We start from the raw sequence: 22,380 nt of genomic DNA on the forward strand, positions 1-22,380 counted from the left end.
CCGCCCCGACGGGATCTGCCACAGGCGAGGGCGAGGCCCCCGCCGCCCCGACGGGATCTGCCACAGGCGAGGGCGAGGCCCCCGCCGCCCCGACGGGATCTGCCACAGGCGAGGGCGAGGCCCCCGCCGCCCCGACGGGATCTGCCACAGGCGAGGGCGAGGCCCCCGCCGCCCGGGCGGGATCGGCCGCGGGCGAGGGCGGTTTCGTGGTGACCCTGGTGTCGTGATCCGGGCGGCTGCCCACCGTTCCCGCCGCGGAGGCGAAGCGGTCGTCCAGGGAATCGGGCGCGGCCGTGGGGCCGGTGTCGCCGGTGGAGTCGTCGTACAGCTGCCCCCACCAGTCGTCGTCACGACCGGTGGGTGTTCCCCCCTGCTGACTCATGCTCCTGATTGTCCACCGACGGAGCCGTATGAAAACGGGGCATCCGGAAATTCCGGCGGACCGGCACCGCGCCGGACGGCGTGTCGGGGGACGTGTCGAACACGTGTTGCGAGGTGGGGTGGCCGAGCGGTCCCACCCCCCACGGGAGAACCGCTCGGCGACGCCACCTTGGCAGAGTGACCGGCGGTACGGCGATGATGTCCGGAGGCGGGTTTGCGCCGTGGCCGTTTCCCGCCACGGACGCTCCGCACGTTGTGGTGGTGAGGTTTGTTCTCGGGGAGGGGCAACGCCTGATGCTGGGAGTGCTGGGGCTGGAGAACACGCACGAGTCGGCGTACCGGGCACTGGTGTCCTTGGGCGCGGCGGACGTGCCCGATCTGGCCCGGCGGCTGGCGCTCGGCGAGCGGGACACGGAGCACGCGCTGCGCCGGCTGGAACAGAACGGGCTCGCGGCCCAGTCGTCGGCCCGGCCCGGCCGCTGGGTCGCCGCGCCGCCGGGGGTGGCGCTGGGCGCGCTGCTCACCCAGCAGCGGCACGAGCTGGAGAAGGCGGAGCTGGCGGCGGCGCTGCTGGCCGAGGAGTACCGGGCGGCGGCGGCCGAGCCCGCCGTGCACGACCTGGTGGAGGTGGTGACCGGCGCCTCGGCGGTCGCCCAGCGCTTCCTGCAGCTCCAGCTGGGGGCGAGCGACGAGGTGTGCGCGCTGGTCACCGGCAACCCCGTCGCCGTCACCGGCATGGAGAACGACGCGGAGGAGCAGGCAGCCGGACGCGGGGTCGGGTACCGGGTGGTGGTCGAGCGGTCGGTACTGGACCTGCCCACCGGCATCACCGAACTGACCGCCGCGCTGGGCCGCGACGAGCAGGTGAGGGTGGTGGACCGGGTGCCGACCAAGCTGGTGATCGCCGACCGGGCCCTGGCCCTGGTGCCGCTCACGGCGCGTTCCTCGGAGCCGGCCGCGCTGGTCGTGCACGCCAGCGGCCTGCTGGAACTGCTGTCGGGCCTGTTCGAGTCGGTCTGGCGGGACGCGCTGCCGCTGCGGCTCGGCGCCGCCGGCGTGAGCGAGCACGGCCCGGACGGGCCCGACGCCACCGACCTGGAGATCCTCTCCCTGCTGCTGGCCGGCCTGACCGACGCGAGCGTCGCCAAACAGCTCGACCTGGGTCTGCGGACCGTACAGCGGCGGGTGAAGCGCCTGATGGAGCTGACGGGGGTCACGACCCGGCTCCAGCTGGGCTGGCACGCGTACGAGCGGGACTGGGTGGCCCGGAAACGCTGAACCGGCCCCCGGCCCTAGACCCCCGGTCCCCGGCCGCCCCCGCCCACTCCGCCCGCTCCGACCGACATCTGCGGACCGCGCCCGGCTGCTGCACCCTGGACAGATGGGAGCGTGGGACCTCCTGCTGTCCGGCCTGGTCATCCTGCTCGGGCTGTGCGGAGTACTGCTCCCCGGCATGCCCGGGTCGTGGCTGGTGTGGGCCGGGGTCCTGTGGTGGGCGCTGAAGGATCCGCAGCCCCTCTCGTGGGCCGTGCTCGTCGGCGCCACGGTCGTCCTCCTCCTGTCCCAGGCGGTGCGCTGGGCACTGCCGCCCCGGCGGCTGCGCGCGGACGACGCCACCCGCCGCGTCACGGCGTACGCGGGCGCGGGTGCGTTCCTCGGCTTCGTCCTGGTCCCGGTGCTCGGCGCGATACCCGGCTTCATGGGCGGCATCTACCTCGCCGAACGGCTGCGGCTCGGCCGGCACGGCGAGGCGATGGCGGCGCTGCGCACGGCGATGCGCTCGGGCGGTTCCAGTGTGCTGACGGAGCTGTTCGCCTGCCTGCTGATCACCGGGGCCTGGCTGGGCGCGGTACTGGCGGGCTAGGGCCTGTCTGACAATTCCCGTCGTCGCCCGGAGGGCGGCCTCGCGGCGTCAGGTGCGTGCTCTGGGGGTCCCCCGGCCGGAGGCTGGGGGAGTGCCGGGCGTAGAGCCTCGTACTGGATGTACTCGGCTCTGCGCCCGGTGCGGCGAGAGTGCGTGCATGGCGTCGCGAGGCAGGCGGGAATTGTCAGACAGGCCCTAGCGGGCCGGCGCAGTGCCCTCCAGGGTGAGCAGCGCCGTCTTGCGTTCCAGGCCGCCCGCGTAGCCCGTCAGGGAGCCGTCGGAGCCGATGACCCGGTGGCAGGGGCGCAGGATCAGCAGCGGGTTGGCGCCGATCGCGCCGCCGACGGCGCGTACCGCGGGCCGGGAGGCCCCGATGCGGGCGGCGATCTCGCCGTACGTGGTGGTCGCCCCGTAGGGCACGTCGTCCAGGGCGGCCCACACGCGCTCCCGGAAGGCGGTGCCCTCGGCGCACAGCGGCAGCCGGAACTCCTTCAGCTCCCCGGCGAAGTAGGCGGCGAGCTGCTCCTCGGCCGCGCGGAACGGCCCGGCGTCGTGCCGCCAGCCCTCCTGGACGCTCCGGCCGCCCTTCTGTCCGGGCACGGACAGGGAGGTGAGCGTCCCGCCCTGGTCGGCGGTGAGGAGCAGTGTGCCGACGGGGCTGTCGGTCTCGGTCCAGTACGTCGTGGTCATGGTGGTGGTCATGCTGGTGGTCGTCATCGGTGTTCCCATTCTCCCGCTGCGCGCAGGTGGTTCAGGGCGTACGAGCGCCAGGGGCGCCAGGTGTCGGGGACGGCGTGGTCCGGCGGTGCGACGTCCGGGTCGCCGAGGGCGCGGGTGCGGACCACGGCGGCGGTACGGGCGTCCACGCCGGGCACGGCGAGCAGGGCGTGCTCGGCGTCGTCCCGGTCGGCGCCCGGGTCCAGGCGTACGGCGCCGTCGGCGAGCGCGGCGGCGAGCGCCCCCGGGGTGCCGTCCGGCTCGGCCCCGGCGAGGACGGCCGGTTCGGGGAAGAGGTGGGTGAGGGTGCCGCAGGGCGCGTCCAGCGTCTTGCCGTACCGCTGGACCAGCCGCTCGGCCTCCTCCCGCCCCACCAGGGCCCGTACGGCGAGTTCGTCGGGGTCGGCGGCGCCCGGTGAGCGGAGCCCCGGGCGGGCGGCGACCAGCGGGGCGAGGCGGGGGTCGGCGCCGAGCCGTTCGTCCACGGCGTACGGGTCGGCGTCGAGGTCGAACAGCCGCCGCAGCCGCTGTACGGACGTGGTCAGGTCGCGGAGGTCGGTCAGGTGGAGGCGGGCGTCGAGCCAGCCGCCGCTGCCCGTCCCGGGCAGGCCCGGCCGTTCGTCGACGGCGACGATCCCGGTGCCGTACGGCAGGCGCAGGGTGCGCCGGTAGAGGCGGCGGCCCGGCACGCCGCTGACCTCCTCGACTCCCGCGACGGCCTCCCGCTGGAGCAGGTCGAAGACGGGGCCGGCCTGGTAGGGGCCGCGGTGGGCGAGCCGCAGGGGGATGCCGGCGGAGGGGGTGGCCGCGCGCCGGGAGGCCGCCCGGTCACGTGCGGGGGCGGCGGCGCGCAGCCCGCTCGGGGTGGCCGCGTACACGGCCCGGATCGTGTCGTTGAACTGGCGCACGCTGGCGAACCCCGACGCGAAGGCGATCTCCGTGACCGGCAGGCCGGTGGTCTGCAGCAGGACGCGCGCGGTGTGCGCCCGCTGGGCGCGGGCCAGGGCCACCGGTCCGGCGCCCAGCTCGGCGGTGAGTTGCCGCTGCACCTGGCGGGCGCTGTAGCCGAGCCGGCCGGCGAGTCCGGCGACGCCCTCGCGGTCGACGACGCCGTCGCCGATGAGCCGCATGGCCCGGCCGACGACGTCGGCGCGGACGTTCCAGTCCGCCGAGCCGGGCACGGCGTCGGGACGGCACCGCCGGCAGGCCCGGAATCCCGAGCCCTGCGCGGCGGCGGCCGTCGCGAAGAACCGTACGTTGCGCCGCTTCGGCGTGACCGCCGGGCAGCTGGGCCGGCAGTAGATGCCGGTCGTCTCGACGGCGAAGAAGAACGCGCCGTCGAACCGGCCGTCCCGGCTGCGTACGGCCTCGTACCTGCTGTCCTCGTCCGTCAGGTGCTCCGCGGTCTTCGTCCCGTTCACCGTCACGCCCTCCAGTCTCCGCCAGACCGGGGTACCGGGCTGGCGGAAATCGGACATGGCGTTGGCGGGGCGGCGGCAGGGGCCGTGGCGGCTACCGCACGCGGCCCCGCTTGGCCTCCATCGCCGCCTTGCCGATGGCGCCCCGGCGCTTCCACTCCTTGCGGATCTCGGCGCGCACCCGGGCGTCGGTCTTGGCGACGATGCGCTGGTTCTCCCGCATGAGCTTGCGGTAGCTCTCCAGCCGCCGCTGGGGCAGCTCGCCGGTGTCCAGGGCGGCCAGGACGGCGCAGCCCGGCTCGCTCTCGTGGGCGCAGTCGTGGAACCGGCAGTCACGGCCCAGTTCCTCGATCTCGGCGAACACCTGGCCGACCCCGCTGCTCGCGTCCCAGAGCCCGACGCCCCGCAGCCCGGGGGTGTCGATCAGCACTCCCCCGCCGGGCATGACGAGGAGGTTGCGGGTGGTGGTGGTGTGCCGTCCCTTGCCGTCGACGTCCCGGATGGCCTGGACGTCCATCACGTCCTCGCCGAGCAGTGCGTTGGCGAGGGTGGACTTGCCCGCGCCGGACTGCCCGAGCAGCACCGCCGTACCGCCGGCGACGACGGCGGCGAGGACGTCGAGCCCTTCCCCCTGCTCGGCACTGACGGACAGCACCGGCACGCCGGGGGCGGTGGTCTCCACGTCCTGGACGAGGTGGCCCAGGGTCACCGGGTCGGGAACGAGGTCGGCCTTGGTGAGCACCACCAGGGGCTGCGCCCCGGACTCCCAGGCGAGCGCGAGGAACCGCTCGATCCGGGCGAGGTCGAGCTCGGCCGCGAGCGACACGGCGACGATCGCGTGGTCGACGTTGGCCGCGAGGATCTGCCCCTCGGACCGCTTGGAGGAGGTGGAGCGCACGAAGGCCGTACGGCGCGGCAGATACGTCCGTACGTAGCGCGGGTTGCCGTCCGGTTCGACGGCGACCCAGTCGCCGGTGCAGACGACGCGCAGGGGGTCGTGCGGGGTGACGAAGGCGGTGTCGGCCCGCAGGACCCCGTGGGCGGTGACGACGTCGCACTGTCCGCGGTCGACCCGGATCACGCGGCCGGGCAGCAGCCCTTCGGCGGCGTACGGGGCGAACGCGTCGGCCCAGTCCTCGTCCCAGCCGTGGGGAGTCAGCGCGGAGTGAGCGGTGAAGAGAGATGTGGAAGACGTCGAAGACGTGGAAGACAAGGGGTGACCCTTCGGGGGGCGGCCCCGGCGGAGGACTCAGGAGGGCTGAGGTCAGCCGGTGGCCACGGAGGTGGACTTGATGGATTCCTGGATGCGGGCAGCGCCCTTCGCAACGACAGCCATCGGTCGACACCTCCTCACTCCTGCGTTCTTCACCCCGCGGCGATCACCGCGTGACGTGCCGCCACAGTAGCCCGTCGGTACCGCGGTGCGTCAACGCCTTTTTCCGGGCCCGGGGCGTCAGGCCCGTTCGCACGTCCCGCCGTTCAGTGTGAAGTCGTCCGGCGGGGAGTTCTTGCCGCGCCAGGAGGCGAGGAAGCCGAAGGCGATGCGGCCGCCCGCGGGGACCGAGCCGTTGTAGGCGGTGGCGGTGGCGGTGACCCGGGGGCCGCTCCGGGAGTGGTCCGCATCCCACATCTGGCCGATCCGCTGGCCGTCGGGGAAGGTCCAGGCGACGTGCCAGGAGTCGAGGGCGCTGCGGGTGGTGACGGTGACGGTGGCCTGGAAGCCGTCGGGCCACTGGTTGACGAGGTCGTAGCGGACGCGGCACGTGGCGGGGGCGGCCGTGCCGGGGTCCGGGGCGGGGTGCCGGTCGCGGCCCGGCGGGGCCTCGGTGCTCGCGGTGGGCGTGGCGGTGCCCTGGGGTTCCGGGTCGGGTGGGCCGGGGTCCTTTCGCTCCGGGGTCCTGCCGGCTGCGGGGACGGTGCTGTCGGCGGGTGGCCGTGACGCGTCCGGCGACGGCTGTGCGTCCGCCGTCGGCTGTGCGTCCGTCGGCTGTGCGCGGTTTGGGGCGGCGGGCGGGCGGCGGTCCACGGTGTCGGTGGGCGCCGCGGTGTCCTCGGTGGTGTCGCCGAAGGGCATCAGGGAGACGGTGAGCGCCAGCAGCGAGACCAGGACGGCGGTGGCGAGGAGGCTGCCGCGGACGACGCGTGCCTTGTGGCCGCCGTCCCGCGGCTCGTCGACGAGGTCGTCGTCGGCCGGTGCGGGGCGCCCGGCGCCGAGGCGTACTTCGGCGGCGCGGCGGCGGCGTTCCAGGTAGGCGAGGCCGCCCCAGCCGATGACGCCGGCGGCGAGGGCCGCGGGCAGGCCGCCGCCGTGCGGGCGCAGACAGGCGGCGGCCTCGGCGCAGTCGGGGCAGGTGGCGAGGTGGCGGGAGAGGTCTTCGGGGGTGTCGGCGGCGGGCGACCTGGTCACCGCGTCCAGCAGCCGGGCGTAGCCGCGGCACCGCGCGTCCGGCGGCGCGTCGAGGTGGCCCCGGCGGCAGCGGTCCCGGAACAGTTCGCGCACCTGGGCGAGTTCGTCGGACGCGGTGGCCGGGTCGAGGCCGAGCCGGCGGGCCACCACGGGCAGCGGCAGGGCCTCCACGTCGGCCAGCCACAGCAGTTCCGCGTCCGGTGCCTGCATGTCCTTGAGGCCGCGCAGCGCGAGCGGGCGGCGCGGCGGCGGTCCGGCGTAGCGGGCGGCCCGGTCGGAGCCCAGCCAGAGCCGCAGTTCGGCGTCGAGTTCGTGACCCCGCCCGTCGTCCTCCCAGGCGGCCGCGGTGGTGCGTACGGCGGTCAGGAGCAGCGGGATGCGGGGCAGTCGGGACGGGCGGCGGGCGGTGCTGCGCGCCTCGGCCGCGTCGGCGGCGCGGACCTCGCGCATGCCGTGGGCGAACGCCTCGGTGGCGAGCCGGACGGCGGCCTCCGAGCCGGCGGTGCACAGGTCGGCGTAGGAGAGCACCGTGTCCCAGCACTCGTCGAGCAGCGCGGTCTCGGCGGCGTCCTGGGGGCTCGGCAGGTCGGGCATCGGACTCCTGCATCCACTGCGTCCACGGGCGAGGCCAACTCACCGCACCGGCGATGGAGTTGGGGCAGGGCCGCACGGCAGGCGCAGAGCTTCGCACGTCTCCGGCACAACTGACAAGCGCCGTGTTCACAAGCGGCGCCCGAGGTGCGCGGACCGCCGGCCCGGAGCCGCCCGGCCCCCGCAGGAGTCGTACGGAAGCCGGGCCGGGACGTCTCAACTCGCGGCTCACACCTCGACGGGTTCGTCCTCCGGCAGGCTGTCCATGAAGGAGCTGACCGAGAAGACCGCGCGGCCGGCGCCGGGCAGGCCGTAGCCGGGGGGCGAGGACAGGCCGAACTCGTCCATCGTGGCGCGGTAGGCCTCCAGCAGCCGGATGTGGTACTCCAGCGGCGCGCCCTGCGGGTTTGCCTTGCCGAGCGGGGTGGTGGGCTCGGGGCACCAGGTGGTGAAGCGGGGCGTGATGCCGTGCGACATGAAGAAGCGCAGGCCCTCGGTGGTGGAGGCGATGGCCTCGTCGACCGTCTTGAAGCCGAAGGGCTCGGCCATCTCGACGCCCGCGACGAAGTTCGGGATGACGTTGCGCGCGCCGAAGACGTCGGTGGAGTCCAGGATGCGCTTGTGCCACTCGTCGCGGCCGACGTACCGCTCCTTGCCGGGGCAGTACATCTTGAACAGGTACTCGTCCCACACCTCGTAGTTGGGGTGGTAGATCTGGACGCCGTAGTCCTTGAAGCGCTGGACGTCGTCCTTGGGCAGGGCCTGGGCGACGACCTTGCCGATCCATCGGCCGGGGAAGTGCTCCTCGATGGCCTTGGCGTAGCGCCCGTAGAAGTCCGCCTCGTCCAGGCCCTGGACCTTCGACGTGATGGCGCCGCCGGTGAGGGTGTAGGCGGTGGACGTCTTGGCCGTGTCGTAGGTGTTGATGATGTCCAGTGCTTCGAGGACCTCGTCGACGTCCTTCACGCCCGTGTACGGGCGGCCCGCCGCCTTGTGCTGGCGCCAGTTGTGGTTGATGTCGCAGTACTGGCACTCCTCCTTGGCGCCGAAGTACTGGCAGACCCGGAAGGCGGTCAGGTAGATCAGGTAGCCCCACTGGATGGTCGGGGCCACCTCCATGACCGACTTCCCGTTGGCGAGCTTGTGGCGGTAGTACTCCGGCATGGGCGGCACGCCGACGTCGGAGATCCGCTTGCCGTCCAGGTAGAGACCGAGCTGTCCGTGCTCGTCCGCGGCGACCCGGTAGGGGGAGGCCGGGTTCACGCGGACCGAGACGACGGTGCGGCGCAGGTCGTAGGGGCCGCCGGTGAGGATGATCTCCTCGGGCGGGCGGCGCAGCGCGGCCTCGCCCAGCTCCGGCAGGGTGCCGTGGTCGAAGGAGAAGATGAAGTACGACTTCGGCTTGACCTCGCCGTCCTCGTTGTCACTGAGTGCGGAGGGGTCGAAGGCCACCCCGCCGCGGAGCAGGTCCTCCTTGAAGACGGCTTCCCGCGGCACATGCGGAAAGCGCTCCATAAGATCCTCGACCAGCGCGGTGCGGCTGCCCATCCGTGTCTCCTCCCGGCTCAGGCGTTCGACTTCTCACGGTATGCCCCCGCCGGTGCGGCTTCCCGCCCGGGGCCCCTTCCAGGCGCGCCGGGTAGGTTTCCGCGGTATGACCGACATCACCGTGACCAATTGGGCCGGCAACATCACCTACACGGCCAAGGAGCTGCTGCGGCCGCACTCACTGGACGCGCTGCGGGCCCTGGTGGCGGACAGCGCGCGGGTGCGGGTGCTGGGCAGCGGGCACTCCTTCAACGAGATCGCCGAGCCGGGCCCCGAGGGCGTACTGCTGTCGCTGGCCGCGCTCCCGGCCGAGGTGGACGTCGACACGGCGGCCCGTACGGTGCGGGTGGGCGGCGGCGTCCGGTACGCGGAGCTGGCCCGGCTGGTGCACGGGCGGGGGCTGGCGCTGCCGAACATGGCGTCGCTGCCGCACATCTCGGTCGCCGGGTCGGTGGCGACCGGCACGCACGGTTCGGGGGTGGGCAACGGCTCGCTGGCGTCGGTGGTGCGCGAGGTGGAGCTGGTCACCGCGGACGGCTCCACGGTGACCGTCGCCCGGGGCGACGAGCGGTTCGGCGGGGCGGTGACCTCGCTCGGCGCGCTGGGTGTCGTGACCGCGCTCACCCTCGACCTGGAGCCGGCCTACGAGGTCGAGCAACACGTCTTCACCGAGCTGCCGCTCGCCGGACTGGACGCGGCGACGTTCGACACGGTGATGGCGGCGGCGTACAGCGTGAGCCTCTTCACCGACTGGCGGGCCCCCGGCTTCCGGCAGGTGTGGCTGAAACGGCGCACCGACCAGCCGCTGCCCGACTTCCCGTACGCCGCCCCGGCCGCCGAGAAGATGCATCCGGTGCCGGGCATGCCCGCCGTGAACTGCACCGAGCAGTTCGGGGTGCCTGGGCCCTGGCACGAGCGGCTGCCGCACTTCCGTGCCGAGTTCACGCCCAGCAGCGGCGCCGAGCTCCAGTCGGAGTACCTGATGCCGCGCGAGCACGCCCTGGGCGCCCTGCGCGCGATGGACGCGATACGGGAGACCGTCGCGCCGGTGCTGCAGACCTGCGAGGTGCGCACGGTCGCCGCCGACGGGCAGTGGCTGAGCCCGGCATACGGGCGGGACACCGTGGCCGCGCACTTCACCTGGGTCGAGGACACGGCGGCGGTGCTGCCGGTGGTGCGGCGGCTGGAGGAGGCGCTGGCCCCGTTCGCGGCCCGGCCGCACTGGGGGAAGGTGTTCACGACGCCGGCGGGCGAACTGCGCGCGCTCTACCCGCGGCTGGCCGACTTCCGGGCGCTGACCGAGGCGCTGGATCCGGCGGGGAAGTTCACCAACGCGTTCGTGCGCGGGGTGCTGGCGGGCTGAGGATCAAGCGCGGCCCGCCCGGCGGATCGGGGTGAACAGCGCGGCGACCGCGATGAGTACGCAGCACGCGCCGGCCGCCAGGGCGACCGGCGTGGTGCCGCGCCGCTCCGCCGCCCAGGTGAGCACGGCCGCGCCGATGGGTGCCACCGAGTACTGAAGGGTCCAGAAGGCGGAGGTGACCCGGCCGAGCAGGTGCTCCGGGGTCACCTCCTGGCGCAGGGACATCGAGCAGGTGCCCGCCATGCCGACGCAGGCGAGGAAGACGGCGCTCAGCACGGCGACGGCGGGCACCTCGCTCACCCAGCCGAGACCGGCGAAGGCCAGCCCGCACACCGCGACCGCTCCGGTCCAGGTCCGGCCGAAGCCGAGCACGCGGCGCGCGCGTGCCACCAGCAGCGCCCCGGTGATGGTGCCCAGCGCGCCGATCGCCATGACGGTGCCGACCGTGCCGTCGTCGCGGCCCAGGTCGTGCTTGAGGTGGTAGATGACCAGGTCGTTCAGGCCGAGGGTGAGGAAACTGAACCCGCACAGCAGCACGGTGAGCGAGCGCAGCACCGGATGCCCGTACAGGAAGGCGACTCCGGTGCGCAGGTCCTGCCACAGGCCGGGCCGCTTCCCGGTGGCCGGGGCGTCGTCGGCGGGGCGGGAACGGAAGCGGACGAAGACGACGCAGGCGGCCGAGACGCCGAAGCTGGCCGCGTCCACGCCGATGGCGGTCGCCGGTCCCGACCAGCCGGCGACCACTCCCGCGCACAGCGGTCCCAGCACGCCGGCCGCGGCGGCGGTGGCGTTGAGGCGTCCGTTGGCCTCGGTGAGCTGTTCGGTGCCGACCAGGCTGCGCACGACGGTGACGTAGCCGACGGCGAACAGCATGCCGACGGCCTCGCACAGCGGCAGCACGACGTAGAGCAGCCAGATCTGCGGGCCGAACAGCCAGACGACGGGCACCAGCCCGTAGACGGCCATCCGCACGAGGTCGCAGCCGATGAGCAGCCTGCGGCGGTCCACCCGGTCGACCACGGCCCCGGCGAACACGGCCGCCAGGACCGCGGCCGCGCCGCCGACGGCCGTCAGCAGCCCCATCCGCGCGATCGAACCCGTGGCCTCCAGCACCAGCAGGGGCAGGGCGATCAGGGCGAAGGAGTCACCGAGGACGGAGAGGGTCTGCGCGGCCCAGAAGACGCCGAAGTCCCGTTGCCGCCACAGGGGGCGCGGTTCCTTCGGGGAACGGCCGGCGGCGCGTCCGGTGTCCCGTGCCTCGTGGGTCATCGGGTCGTCGCCGTCCGTCGTCGCCCTAGCGGCCCTCGCATGCCGGTCGCCTCCCCCGCCCCGCCCCTGTCCGGTCGGCGACCACCTTACGGACGGGTCAGTGGTCCGCGCAGCACGGCGTCGGGTCGGGGTCCTCGAACGGCACCAGGGTGCCGCCCGCGGCGGGCATGGCGGCCAGGACGAGGCGGCCGTGCTGCCATTGGGGGCGGACGTGGTCCCGGGTGACCAGCCGGGCGTCCGGGGCCGGTTCGTCCGGCGTGCCCAGTACCGTCACCCGGTCGATCGCGGAGCGGGCGAGCAGCTCCGCGAGCGTCAGCGTGCCGGTGAGGGCGCCCGCGCCCGGGTAGAGGACGGCGCGGCCGACCTCGTCCGGGGCGCCGTCGCGGACCTCGTACCCCTGGGCGGTGAGCCGGTCCCGGGCGGTGCGCAGGACCGGCTCCGCCGCCGCGGTCTCCGCCGCGAGCGACAGGGCGACGCGCGGACGGCCGTCCCGCACCAGGTGCGTGCAGCCGAAGACGCCCTCGGGAAGGTCGAGTTCGGCGGCGAGCGCCTGGAGCAGGTGATCGGCCTCGCGCAGCGTCGTCGCGTCGGTGTCGATGCCGATGGCGTACGGCGCGGAGGGCGGCGTCACGACGGCAGGATCCACACCGGGTTGGAGTAGAACCACAGGTCGCGCCACGGGTCGGCGTCGCCGACGACGTCGATGGCGGGGCCTGCCGGGTCGACCTTGGCGCCCAGGGCGCCGACGGCGGACCGGTTGCCGTCGGTGCCGCGGGTGCGGAGGTAGACGGGGTGGTCGACGCGGCCGAGGTCGTAGGTGAGCCGGACGGTGCCGGTGTCCTTGTTCACCTCGTACGACTTGACGACGCGGGCGGTCGGCGCGGTGAAGGTGTCCTGGTCGGCGACCGTGCCGGTCACGTCGCCCTGGATGACGTCGACCCGGGCCAGCTTCGGGGTGAACCCGGCCCAGTTGGGGCCGCCGGCCAGGGCCACGTCCATCGACAGGGTGACCCGCGTGCCCTTGCGGACGTGCAGGGCGCCGCCGAGGGTGGCCCAGCGGCCGCCGCCGGAGACGCGGACGTCGAGTCCGCTGATGAGCTGCCCGTGGTCGACCCAGATGCGTCCGGCGCGGATGCCGTCCATGACGGCGCCGTAGGAGAAGCCGTCGGAGCCGACGTGGGTGCGGCTGTACTGGCCGGGCCAGAAGTCGCCCTGGGTGACGTCGATCTGTCCGGCGTAGACGGGGTCGTCGTAGCGGCCGTTGGCGTTGAAGTCGCCGCCGCCGCGGGCGGCGGTGTCGGCGTACACCTGGTGGGAGTCGGAGTTGGCGGTGATCCACCAGGGGCGGCCCTCGGCGATGAGGCTGTCCCACAGGCCGCCGACGGTGGCGGTCATCCAGTCGAAGCCGCCCCAGGTGCGGTAGCTCTCCAGCGGGTAGCCGGGGAAGGAGTTGGCGCCGGGGCTGCCGTCGTAGATGCCGCGGGCGCGGCCCATGCCGAGCGGCTTCGGGAGGCCGGCCGCCTGGTGGCCGGGGGCGCCCTCGAAGCCGACGGCGATCTGGTGGTGGCGGGAGGTGGCGTCGCGCCAGGCGCGGATCTCGTGCGGGGAGTCGATGCCCTTGCGCGCCGGGTGGTTGGCGAGCATCAGGGCGTCCTTGACCTTGCGCCGCTTGACCTGGTCGGCGAGGAAGGAGAGGCCGGCGACGGCGAGGGCCTCGTTGGCGGGCGTGGAGTCGCCGGCGCCCTTGACGCCGCCGTCGTAGTCGGTCTCGAACTGCTTGAGGACGGAGACCTCGTGGCGGCCGGGGTGGACGAAGACGGTGCCGTGCTCGGCGGCCGGGATGTTCCACTCCAGGCCCTGGAAGACGAGGGTGTCCTCGTGGGCGTCGCGGGCCTCGCGGATGTCCGGGTTGACCTTCTCCACACCGATCTTGGCGTGGGTGACGCTGCCGTGGTCGGTGATGACCAGCCAGTCCATGCCGTGCCGGGCGCCCTGGCGGACCTGGTCGACGACGCGGTACTTGCCGTCGCTGCTGTACTGGGTGTGGATGTGGTGGTCGCCGGCCAGCCAGAGGAAGCCCTTCTTGCGGCGGCCGTTGCCCACTGCCTGGGCGGGTGCGGCGGTCGCGGTCTGGGCGAGGACGGTGCCGGCGGCGAGTCCGGCGCCGAGCAGGCCCGCGCGGCGCAGCAGGCCGCGGCGCGACTGCTGTTCGGGGCTCAGGGCCTCGTCGGGGACGCTGGTGTCGAAGGCGGCGGGCAGGGGCTGCGCGGCCTCGTGGTCGTGGTCGTGGGTGTGTGCGTGTCCGTGGTGGTGATGGCCGTGCGCGTGCCCGTGTCCGTGCCCCATGAAGATCCTCCTGGATACCGCCGCCGTGCGCGGCTGTGAGGAGAATCGAGGCAGAAGATGAACGTTTAACGACTCAGAGGTGAGCCGCGACTGCCGCCCGGCCTGCCCTAGCATGAAACCTAGGAGCCCTAGGAAGCCGGGAAGGTGGCCCATGCCCCGAGCGGGTCTTACAACCGACCGCGTCGTCGCGGCCGCCGCCGACCTCGCCGACGCGACCGGGTTCGAGAGCGTCACCGTCTCCGCGCTCGCCCGGCACTTCGGGGTGAAGGACGCCAGCCTCTACACGCACGTCAGGAACCTCCAGGACCTGCGCGTCCGGGTCGCGCTGCTGGCCGGCGGCGAGCTGATCGACGAGATCGCGGCGGCGGTGGCCGGCCGGGCCGGGAAGGAGGCGCTGGCCGCCTTCGCGGGCGCGTACCGGGCGTACGCCCTGCGCCACCCCGGCCGCTACGCCGCGACCCAGATCCGCGTCGACCAGTCCCTCGTCGCCGACTCCCCCGCCCTGCGCCGCACCGCCGAGATCACCTACGGCATGCTCCGCGCCTACGGCCTGGCCGAACCCGACCTCACCGACGCGGTACGCCTGCTGCGCAGCACCTTCCACGGCTACTGCGCCCTGGAGGCCGCCGGCGGCTTCGGCGCCCCGCGCGACGTACAGGCGTCCTGGGACAAGGCGGTCGACGCGCTGCACGTGGCGCTGGCGAACTGGCCCCGGGAGCCGGACGGCTCCCGCGGTCACTGACCGTACGGCAGTCCGCCCGCGCGCGGGCGCTTGAACCACTGCGCCGCGGCACTCTGGTTGAGCAGGACCACGATGGCGATCGCGCCGAACAGCGGGAGGCCTCCGCCCCCGTTCCCCTGGGCGATCCCGCCCAGCGACATCACGATCTGCACGCTCGCCAGCACGATGGACGCGACCCGCACACCGTTGCCGCCCGTGCCGTACCTGAAGGCGAGGACGAACAGCACCCATCCCATCAGGTTCGTGGCGAAGAGCCGGCCCGCGTCCTCCGCGCCGACACCGGCTCCCCAGATGACCACGACCAGCATCACCAGCCCCGCCATCACCCAGATCAGGATCTGCGCGGCGCGCACACTGCCCGGCATGGTCGGCGGCGGCACGGGGGCGTAGGGGTACGGGGCGCCCGGGTACCCGCCGGGAGCGCCGCCGTACGCGCCGGGGGCGCCGTAGCCGCCGGGCGCACCGTAGGAGCCCGGGGCGCCGTACCCGGCCGGGGCGGCGTAGCCGGCCTGGCCGCCGTGCCCGGCGGGGGCGGCGTATCCGCCGGGAGCGCCGAATCCTCCCTGCGTGCCGGGGACGGGCGGTGCGGGGTGGGCGCCCGGCGGAGTGGCCCCCGGCGGAGGACCGTACGGGCCGCCCTGGTGCCCGGTGGGCTGCCCGTCGGCGGTGGGCCGCCCGTCGGAACCCGGTGCGGCTGGATACTCGTTCGACATGCCCCGACCCTATCCGGGGTCCGCGGGCCCCCCGCTCAGCGCCCGCACCTCGTCGTACGCCGGTGCCGCGCCCCGCACTTCACGGCCCGCGCCGATGTCGGCCGCCGTCTCCAGGGCCGCGCCCAGTGCCCGCCGGTACAGCAGCGAGCCGAGGCTGACCCGGCCCACGCCGAGGTCGGCGAGGTGCGGGAGGGACGGACCGGTGGGCGAGTAGAGGATGTTGAGCGGGACGTCGAAGTGGGCGACGAGGGCCGCGATCCGGCCGGGGTCGGTGAGGCCGGGGACGAAGACGCCGTCCGCGCCGGCCTCCCGGTAGGCGTCGAGGCGCCGCATCGTCTCGGCGACGCGGCTCTCTCCGTCACCGTCGTGGTCCCCGAGCCAGTACGTGTCCGTACGGGCGTTGACGAACAGGCCGGGAGCCGCCGACCTGACCGCGGCGATCTTGGCCGCGTGCCGGCCGGCGGGGCCCAGGGTGTCCTCCAGGTTGATGCCGGCGGCTCCGACCGCCGCCAGCTGCCGCGCGAACTCCCCCACCTCGTCGGGGTCGTCGCTGAAGCCGTCCTCCGCGTCGACGGACAGCAGGAACGGCCCCGACCCCAGGGCGAGGGCCAGCCGCAGCGTCTCGTCGCGGGTCACCGACGCCCCGTCGGGCAGCCCGCCCGCCGCCGCGACACCCAGGCTGGTCGTGCCGACCGCCCGGAAGCCCTGCCCGGCGAGGGCGAACGCGGAGGCGTGGTCCCAGGCGCAGGGCAGCAGCAGGGGCTCACCGGCACGGTGGAGGTCGGCGAAGGCGGTCACGACAGGTCACCCACCGCGTCGGCGTAGTACGCGGACTCCGTGAGGTGCACGGCGAGTTCACGGAAGCTCCAGCCCTCGGCGGGCGAGTGGTCGAGCTGCTCGCCGGTGAGCGCGTCGAGGCGGTTGGCCCAGATCCGGGCGAGCCGGGTGAGGCGGCTGCGGGCCTCGTCGAGGTCCTCCTGTGTGAAGGGGGCGCGGTCCGCGTCCGTGGTGACCATGGAGGCGTGCCAGTGGTCGGGCTGCGTCTCCTCTCCGGCCAACCGCGCCTCCAGCTCCGCGAGATGGTCGACCATGTGGTCGGCGACGCGCCGGATCGCCTTGTGCGGGGTGTAGACGCGGTCGTCGACGTGCGCGGGCCGCCCGTCCCAGCGGGTCCAGGTGGCGGCCAGGGCCAGGACGTGGTCGACCATGCCGGTGACGGCGTCGGCGGGCGTGAGGGCGGTGGCAGGGGTGGCCGTGACGGTGTTCGTGTCGCTCATGTCCCGCACGCTACGGGCCGGTTGGTTCGGTGCCGGCCGAAGTGTTCCCGGCCTTCGGGCGGGTATCTGGACGGTCACCCCGGCGTCACCCCAGGTTCCGACTGCCCCGAGAGGTGGACATGAAGAGACGCGAGCGACCCGACGACTTCTCCGAGCCGAAGTGGCGGGACAGACTGTCGGTCATCGGCCTGGTCGCACTGGCCGTGGGACTGGTGGTGCGACTGCTCCTCAACGGTGCCGACGCGTGGCCGTCGGCACTCGTCGGTGCCGCCCTGATGAGCGTCTGGATCGTGTTCCTGGTACGCCGCCGCCGTCGGCACGACGCGCGGGACACCGGTGCGGAGCCGGGCGATGTGCCCGCCATGGAACGGCGGATCCTCAAGGGCGGGCCGCCCCCCGAGGATCCGCGACAGCGGCAGGCCATGGCGGCGCTGGTCGACTCCCGTCAGCGGCGGCTGCGGCGCAACCGCTGGTGGGCGTTCCCGCTCCTGGTTGTCGTCTTCTCCGGTACGTCGGTCGCATGGTTCATCTCCGGCTCCGTCACCGCAGGGAGCCTGACCCTCGCCCTGGCAGTCGCCTTCCTGGGCTGGCTGACCTGGTTCAACCTCCGCTTCGACCGGCGCCTGTCGCAGATGCGGAGCCGGCTGCAGGGCTGAGTCCCGCCCGTACGGCACCGCGCGGCACCAGGTGCTGGTCGACGAGCCCGTCCCGGACCAGGCCCGCGTAGACGGTGGCGCCGTGCGCGGAGGTGTGGGTGTTGTCCCGCTTCTCGTCGTAGAGGTAGAGGGCCTTGGAGCCCTCCACGCCCAGGGACTCCACGAGCGCCTTCGTCTTCGCGGTCAGGTCGATCAGCGGCACGTCCTCGGCGGCGGCGACCGAGCGGACGACGGCCGGGTGGTCGACGCCGAGACCGTTGACGAGCAGCGCGGTGCCGTTGTTGAGGGTGCCGTCGGCGTTGAACCAGCGGCGCACGACCGGTGTCACGAGGACGGGCCGGCCGCCCCGCTCCCGTACACCCGCCACCAGCGTCTGAAGGTTGGCCCGGTAGGTGGCCTCGTCCGTCGTCTTGTCGTTGTGCGCGAGTTGGACGAGCACCAGGTCACCCGGGTGAATCCGCGACCGGACGGTACCCCAGAGCCGCTGATCGGCCAGGTAACTGACCGTGCTGTCCCCGGAGTCGGCGTGGTTGGCGACGGACAGGCCCTTGCGGAGGTACCGCGGCAGTTGCTGCCCCCAGCCGGAGTACGGCTCCCCCGGCTGGTCGCAGACCGTGGAGTCCCCGACGAGGATGATCTGCCGCGCGTGCCGGGCCGGGGTCACCCTGATATCGGCCAGGGCGGGCGCCGACCCGCCGATCGTCAGGTCCAGGCCCGGGCTGCCGTCGGGCCCGGTGGGCTCGCCCTCGGGTGTGCGGACGTCCACGGTGAAGCTGCGGGCGATCCGCTCGCCGGCCGCCGTGGCGGTCTCGGGAAGCAGGGCCCGCCTGCTCTCGCCGCCGATGGCGGTACCGGCGGCGTCCTCGCCGCCGAGCAGCACCTTGACGTCGTACGTACCCGGCGGGACGTCGAAGTGGCAGGCCGCAGCCGTGCAGTTGGCCGTCCCGGAGGGCCGGTCCGGTGCCTGGTCCTGGGCCCGGGCCTGAGCGGGTACGACCGTCAGGGCACCGGCGGCCAGCGTGACGGCCACCGCCGACGTGGCGGCGAAGCGTCTCACGCCCGTCCCCTCGCCGTGTCGGCGACCGGGACGCCGAAGTCCGGGGTGCCGTCCGCCTTCCAGCCGAGCTTCTGGACGCGGGTGTGCCGGTTGGGGTCGTTCAGCGGGTCGCCGTCGATCTCCTTGTACTGGCGGGCGTGGTAGACGAGGACGTCGGTGCGGCCGTCCCGGTCGACGGTGAAGCAGTTGTGGCCGGGACCGTACTGACCGGTGGTGTCGTTGCTGGTGAAGACGGGGGCCGGCGACTTCGACCAGTTCGCGGGGTCCATCAGGTCGGCGTCCGCGTCGACGGTCAGCAGGCCCATGCAGTAGTTGGCGTCGGTGGCGCTGGCCGAGTAGGTCATGAACAGGCGGCCGTTGCGGGCGATGACCGACGCGCCCTCGTTGACCTTGAAGCCGACGCACTCCCAGTCGTACTCGGGCGTGGAGAGCCGTATCTGCGGGCCCTTCAGCGTCCAGGGGTTCGCCATCTCCGACAGCCACAGGGCGGTGTTGTTGTCCATGCCGGGCTCGTACTGGGCCCAGGCGAGGTAGCGGGTGCCGCGGTGGGTGAAGGTGGTGGCGTCGAGGGAGAAGGTCTCCCAGGCCGTCTTCACCTGGCCCCGCTCCACCCAGGTGCCCCGGAAGGGGTTGGGGTGGGAGTTCTCCAGGACCCAGATGCGGATGTCCCAGACGCGTTCGGCGGGCGCGGCGGCGAAGTAGATGTACCACTTGCCGCCGACGCGGTGCATCTCCGGCGCCCAGATGTGCGCGCCCATGTCGCCGGTGGCGTGCTTGCGCCAGACGACGGACTCGTGGGCGGTCGCGAGGCCGTTCAGGGTGCGGGACCGGCGCAGGATGATGCGGTCGTACTCGGGGGCGGTCGCCGTGAAGTAGTAGAAGCCGTCGGTGTGCCGGCGGATGTGCGGGTCGGCACGGTTGCGGACGAGCGGGTTCACGTACGGGGCCGACCTGCCGGGGGCGGCGGACGAGGCGGAGGCGACGGCGGGGACGGCCGCCAGGGCTCCCGCGGCCGCGGCACCCTTCAACAGCAGGCGTCGGCCGGGTGCCGCGGGCTGGGCGGGCTGTACGGGCTGATCGTCGGCGCGGCTCATGCGGGGCCTCTCGACGGGGGTGCACGACACGATTTGTTCGTGGTGTCGAACACCATCTGTAATTACGAACGTCGAAAAGGTAAGGGTGTGACGAGGAGAGGTCAACGGGTCCGGCACCGCTGCTCTCGCGGCGCGCGCGTCAGGCCACCAGCCCGTGCCGGTAGGCGTAGACGACGGCCTGGACGCGGTCGCGCAGGTCGAGCTTGGTGAGGATGCGGGAGACGAAGGTCTTGACGGTCTCGGGGCTGATCACGAGGGCGGCGGCGATCTCGCTGTTGGAGAGGCCGTCCGCGATGAGGCGGAGGACCTCCGTCTCCCGGGGGGTCAGCGGGATGTCGTTCGGGGTGCCACGGGCGGGCCGGATGCGGGCGGCGTACCGGCCCACGAGCCGCCGCGTCACCTCCGGATCCAGCAGTGCCGCACCCATGGCCACGGTCCGGATGCCGTGCAGCAGCCGGTCCGGCGGCGCGTCCTTGAGCAGGAACCCGCTCGCTCCCGCGCGCAGCGCCTCGTACACGTACTCGTCCAGGTTGAACGTCGTCACCACGAGCACCTTGACGGGGTGCCGCACCCCGGCACCGGCCAGCAGGCGAGTGGCCTCGATGCCGTCGAGCACCGGCATGCGTACGTCCATCACCACGACGTCCGGGCGCAGTTCGCCGGCCAGGTCGACCGCGGCCTGCCCGTCCCCGCACTCGCCCGCCACCTCCAGGTCGGGCTGGGCGTCGATGATCGTCGCCAGGCCGGTGCGGATCAGTACCTGGTCGTCGCAGACCAGGACGCGGACCGGTGCGCTCACGACGGGCTCCCCGAAGGTATCCGGGCCCGGACGACGAAGCCGCCGCCCGCCCGGCGGTCCGCGTCGAAGTCGCCGCCCAGGACGTCGACCCGTTCGCGCAGCCCTGCCAGGCCCCGTCCGCTGCCGCCGGGTGACGCGGCCGGCGAACCGGAACCGTCCGTGCCGACCTCCACGGTGATCTCCCTTTCGCCATGGTGCACCAGCACCGAGGTGCGGCTGCCGTGGTCGTACTTGAGGGCGTTCGTCAGGGCCTCCTGCACGACCCGGTAGGCCACGAGATCGGCGCTGCCGGTCGATGCCGCCGGCGTGCCCTCCTCGGTGAACTCCACCGGCTGCCCGGCGCGGCGGGTCTGCTCGACGAGCGTGAGCAGTCTGCCGACGGGCGGCGTCCTGGCCTCGGTGCCGTGGTCGGTGCCGTGATCGCCGCCGCGGTCGTGGCCGGTGCCGTGATCGGGGTTGAGCAGGTCGAGCAGGTGCCGCAGGTCGGTGATGGCCCGCCGGCCGGTGTCGCTGACGGCGGTCAGGGTCTGGTCGAGGCGCTCGGGCGCGGCGGTCAGATACCGTGCCGCCTCGGCCTGCACGACCATCGCCGTCACATGGTGGGTGACGACGTCGTGCAACTCGCGGGCGATGCGGCCGCGTTCGGCGGCGCGGGCGTCCTCGGCCACGCGGCCGCGGCGTTCGGCCTCCGCCGTCCGGGCGGAGCGCATCCACGCGCCGACGCCCCACGCGAGGGCGACCGCCAGGTAGAACGTCACGAACTCGGCCGGCGGTTCACCCGGACCGCGCCGGTGGAGCGCGACCGCCAGCGGCACGTACGCGGCGGACAGGACGAACAGGGTGACGCGCCGGTACCGCTCCAGGTAGGAGCCCGCGCTCAGCAGCGCGATGGGCAGCGCGGTGCCCGCGACCAGGTGGTAGCCGTTGAGCTGGTCGACGGCGAAGCCGAGGAGGACCAGCGCGAGGCAGAGGGCCGGCCACCGCCGGCGCAGGGCGAGCGGAAGGCACTGGAGCACGGCCGCCACGCCGCCCAGCGTGTCGACGGGCTGGGTCGGCAGGCCGCCGACCTCCGTCCCGTTGCCGCGCAGCCCCGGCAGGAACGACGCGACGAGGAGCAGCACCCCGAACGGGAGGTCCCGGACCGTGACGTCGAGCCGGTGCCACAGCTCCGGAACCCGCCGACGGTCGATCACCGGGGAAGTGTAACGGTGGAGTTGACACGCACGGCTCGCCCGGAACGGGGCTTGATGTTGCCGCGCCGGTGGGCCAGCCACAGGAACACGATCGTCAGCAGTGCTCCGAAGCCGATCGCGTAGACGCTGCCCTCCGGTCCGAACCCGCCGCCGGTGAGCAGCTCCGGCCCCGACGTCGCGGTGTCGAGCAGACCCTGGCTGGCGCCGTTGCCGGACACCTCGGTGCTGAAGATGCCGGCCGCGGCGTAGTTCCAGCCGAAGTGCACGCCGATCGGGACCCACAGGTTGCGGGTGGCGGCGTAGGCGGCGGCGAGCATGAAGCCGGCCTCGATGGCGATGGCGATCGCGCCCCAGAGGGTCGCGTTCTCGTTGAACAGGTGCATGAGGCCGAACACGATGCCGGTCAGCACGAGCGCGATGTACGTGCCGGTGCGCTCCTCGATGATCCGGAACAGGACACCGCGGAAGACCACTTCCTCCGCCACGGCCGCGCCGGCCATGAAGCCGACCAGTCCCACCGCCCCGGCCGGCGAGGCCAGGCCGTCGATCTCGTAGTGACCGGCGACGTAGAGGTTCGCGATGACGGCACCGAACATGCCGACACCGATCAGTATCCCCCAGCCGGTCTTGGCGGCGGCGCCTTCCCGGGCCACGTCCAGGGCCGCCCGGTGCTCGGTGCGCCGTACCACCCACGCGTACACGAGGATCGCGAGCGCGGCCGACGTGAGACCGACGACGAGCGACAGCCAGTCGTTGTCCTTCACCGCGCCGACGGCACTGCCGGTGATGGCGAACACCACCATGACGGCGAGGAACTGCCAGACAAACCTCACGGGGAAACTCCTTGATCAGGACCGCGGCCGGAGTGCCGCGGACTGCACTGGACGCTACGGATCCGGCGGCCGAAGATCGTCACCTCACGGTGGACACCCGGCCGTAGCTCGC

At 73.7% G+C, this 22,380-nt stretch carries 21 protein-coding genes; 5 read left to right on the forward strand and 16 right to left on the reverse strand.

Going from position 1 to position 22,380, the window contains the following annotated elements:
- The first annotated feature begins 675 nt into the window (after nt 1–675).
- Both RI578_RS07955 and RI578_RS07960 read left to right on the forward strand, forming a co-directional pair.
- Nucleotides 676–1,659, forward strand: coding sequence for a helix-turn-helix domain-containing protein (locus RI578_RS07955; protein ID WP_310875701.1), 984 nt, complete (start codon nt 676–678; stop codon nt 1,657–1,659).
- A gap of 103 nt (nt 1,660–1,762) precedes the next feature.
- Complete coding sequence (locus RI578_RS07960; protein WP_310870436.1) at nt 1,763–2,245, forward strand: DUF456 domain-containing protein; 483 nt, start codon at nt 1,763–1,765, stop codon at nt 2,243–2,245.
- 195 nt (nt 2,246–2,440) lie between these two features.
- On the opposite strand, the gene RI578_RS07965 is transcribed toward RI578_RS07960, so the two are convergent.
- The 5 genes from RI578_RS07965 to RI578_RS07985 form a co-directional block, all read right to left on the reverse strand.
- Nucleotides 2,441–2,962 carry a methylated-DNA--[protein]-cysteine S-methyltransferase gene (locus RI578_RS07965; protein WP_310870437.1) on the reverse strand — a complete coding sequence of 174 codons (522 nt, stop codon included), beginning with the start codon at nt 2,960–2,962 and terminating at the stop codon, nt 2,441–2,443.
- The gene (locus tag RI578_RS07970; protein WP_399059676.1) at nt 2,959–4,440 is read right to left on the reverse strand and encodes a DNA-3-methyladenine glycosylase 2 family protein; all 1,482 of its coding nucleotides are present in this window, start codon (nt 4,438–4,440) and stop codon (nt 2,959–2,961) included. The genes RI578_RS07965 and RI578_RS07970 overlap by 4 nt, the downstream gene beginning before the upstream one ends.
- Nucleotides 4,441–4,474: 34 nt before the next feature.
- Complete coding sequence (gene rsgA / locus RI578_RS07975) at nt 4,475–5,593, reverse strand: ribosome small subunit-dependent GTPase A (protein ID WP_310870438.1); 1,119 nt, start codon at nt 5,591–5,593, stop codon at nt 4,475–4,477.
- 240 nt (nt 5,594–5,833) lie between these two features.
- Complete coding sequence (locus tag RI578_RS07980; protein ID WP_310870439.1) at nt 5,834–7,381, reverse strand: cellulose binding domain-containing protein; 1,548 nt, start codon at nt 7,379–7,381, stop codon at nt 5,834–5,836.
- A gap of 225 nt (nt 7,382–7,606) precedes the next feature.
- Nucleotides 7,607–8,926, reverse strand: a complete 1,320-nt coding sequence (locus RI578_RS07985) for a radical SAM protein (protein ID WP_310870440.1) — start codon at nt 8,924–8,926, stop codon at nt 7,607–7,609.
- Between the two features lie 106 nt (nt 8,927–9,032).
- Between RI578_RS07985 and RI578_RS07990 the strand changes: the two genes are divergently transcribed.
- Entirely contained in the window at nt 9,033–10,289 is a 1,257-nt protein-coding gene (locus RI578_RS07990) for an FAD-binding protein (protein WP_310870441.1), read from the forward strand.
- A gap of 3 nt (nt 10,290–10,292) precedes the next feature.
- Here the strand turns inward: RI578_RS07990 and RI578_RS07995 are convergent, their stop codons facing one another.
- From RI578_RS07995 to RI578_RS08005, 3 genes are all read right to left on the reverse strand, one after another.
- Entirely contained in the window at nt 10,293–11,558 is a 1,266-nt protein-coding gene (locus RI578_RS07995) for an MFS transporter (RefSeq protein WP_310870442.1), read from the reverse strand.
- 97 nt (nt 11,559–11,655) lie between these two features.
- A complete protein-coding gene (locus RI578_RS08000; RefSeq protein WP_310870443.1) occupies nt 11,656–12,189 on the reverse strand; it encodes a hypothetical protein in 534 nt (177 codons plus the stop codon).
- Nucleotides 12,186–13,904 (reverse strand): PHP domain-containing protein, encoded by a 1,719-nt coding sequence (locus RI578_RS08005; protein WP_310870444.1) that lies wholly within the window; start codon nt 13,902–13,904, stop codon nt 12,186–12,188. The genes RI578_RS08000 and RI578_RS08005 overlap by 4 nt, the downstream gene beginning before the upstream one ends.
- Before the next feature lie 151 nt (nt 13,905–14,055).
- Between RI578_RS08005 and RI578_RS08010 the strand changes: the two genes are divergently transcribed.
- Nucleotides 14,056–14,646 carry a TetR-like C-terminal domain-containing protein gene (locus tag RI578_RS08010; RefSeq protein ID WP_310870445.1) on the forward strand — a complete coding sequence of 197 codons (591 nt, stop codon included), beginning with the start codon at nt 14,056–14,058 and terminating at the stop codon, nt 14,644–14,646.
- Here RI578_RS08010 and RI578_RS08015 read toward each other — a convergent pair.
- Genes RI578_RS08015 through RI578_RS08025 form a run of 3 tightly spaced genes read right to left on the reverse strand, consistent with a single transcriptional unit; the run spans nt 14,640 to nt 16,636 of the window.
- Nucleotides 14,640–15,359, reverse strand: a complete 720-nt coding sequence (locus RI578_RS08015) for a hypothetical protein (RefSeq protein WP_310870446.1) — start codon at nt 15,357–15,359, stop codon at nt 14,640–14,642. The two genes, RI578_RS08010 and RI578_RS08015, sit on opposite strands and share 7 nt — an antisense overlap.
- Before the next feature lie 9 nt (nt 15,360–15,368).
- Entirely contained in the window at nt 15,369–16,157 is a 789-nt protein-coding gene (locus RI578_RS08020) for an isocitrate lyase/phosphoenolpyruvate mutase family protein (RefSeq protein WP_310870447.1), read from the reverse strand.
- The gene (locus RI578_RS08025; protein ID WP_310870448.1) at nt 16,154–16,636 is read right to left on the reverse strand and encodes a hypothetical protein; all 483 of its coding nucleotides are present in this window, start codon (nt 16,634–16,636) and stop codon (nt 16,154–16,156) included. The genes RI578_RS08020 and RI578_RS08025 overlap by 4 nt, the downstream gene beginning before the upstream one ends.
- Nucleotides 16,637–16,755: 119 nt before the next feature.
- On the opposite strand from RI578_RS08025, the gene RI578_RS08030 reads away from it, so the two are divergent.
- A complete protein-coding gene (locus tag RI578_RS08030; RefSeq protein WP_310870449.1) occupies nt 16,756–17,292 on the forward strand; it encodes a hypothetical protein in 537 nt (178 codons plus the stop codon).
- Here the strand turns inward: RI578_RS08030 and RI578_RS08035 are convergent.
- The 5 genes from RI578_RS08035 to RI578_RS08055 all read right to left on the reverse strand — a co-directional run bounded on the left by RI578_RS08035 (nt 17,237) and on the right by RI578_RS08055 (nt 22,268).
- Complete coding sequence (locus RI578_RS08035) at nt 17,237–18,349, reverse strand: rhamnogalacturonan acetylesterase (protein WP_310870450.1); 1,113 nt, start codon at nt 18,347–18,349, stop codon at nt 17,237–17,239. The two genes, RI578_RS08030 and RI578_RS08035, sit on opposite strands and share 56 nt — an antisense overlap.
- Nucleotides 18,346–19,443, reverse strand: coding sequence for a glycoside hydrolase family 43 protein (locus RI578_RS08040; RefSeq protein WP_310870451.1), 1,098 nt, complete (start codon nt 19,441–19,443; stop codon nt 18,346–18,348). Before RI578_RS08040 ends, RI578_RS08035 begins: the two co-directional genes overlap by 4 nt.
- Nucleotides 19,444–19,582: 139 nt before the next feature.
- Nucleotides 19,583–20,242, reverse strand: a complete 660-nt coding sequence (locus RI578_RS08045) for a response regulator transcription factor (protein ID WP_310870452.1) — start codon at nt 20,240–20,242, stop codon at nt 19,583–19,585.
- The gene (locus RI578_RS08050; RefSeq protein WP_310870453.1) at nt 20,239–21,435 is read right to left on the reverse strand and encodes a histidine kinase; all 1,197 of its coding nucleotides are present in this window, start codon (nt 21,433–21,435) and stop codon (nt 20,239–20,241) included. Before RI578_RS08050 ends, RI578_RS08045 begins: the two co-directional genes overlap by 4 nt.
- Nucleotides 21,432–22,268 (reverse strand): CPBP family intramembrane glutamic endopeptidase, encoded by an 837-nt coding sequence (locus tag RI578_RS08055; protein ID WP_310870454.1) that lies wholly within the window; start codon nt 22,266–22,268, stop codon nt 21,432–21,434. The genes RI578_RS08050 and RI578_RS08055 overlap by 4 nt, the downstream gene beginning before the upstream one ends.
- Between the last annotated feature and the right edge of the window lie 112 nt (nt 22,269–22,380).

Source organism: Streptomyces sp. BB1-1-1, assembly GCF_031597775.1.
GTDB lineage: Bacteria > Actinomycetota > Actinomycetes > Streptomycetales > Streptomycetaceae > Streptomyces > Streptomyces thinghirensis.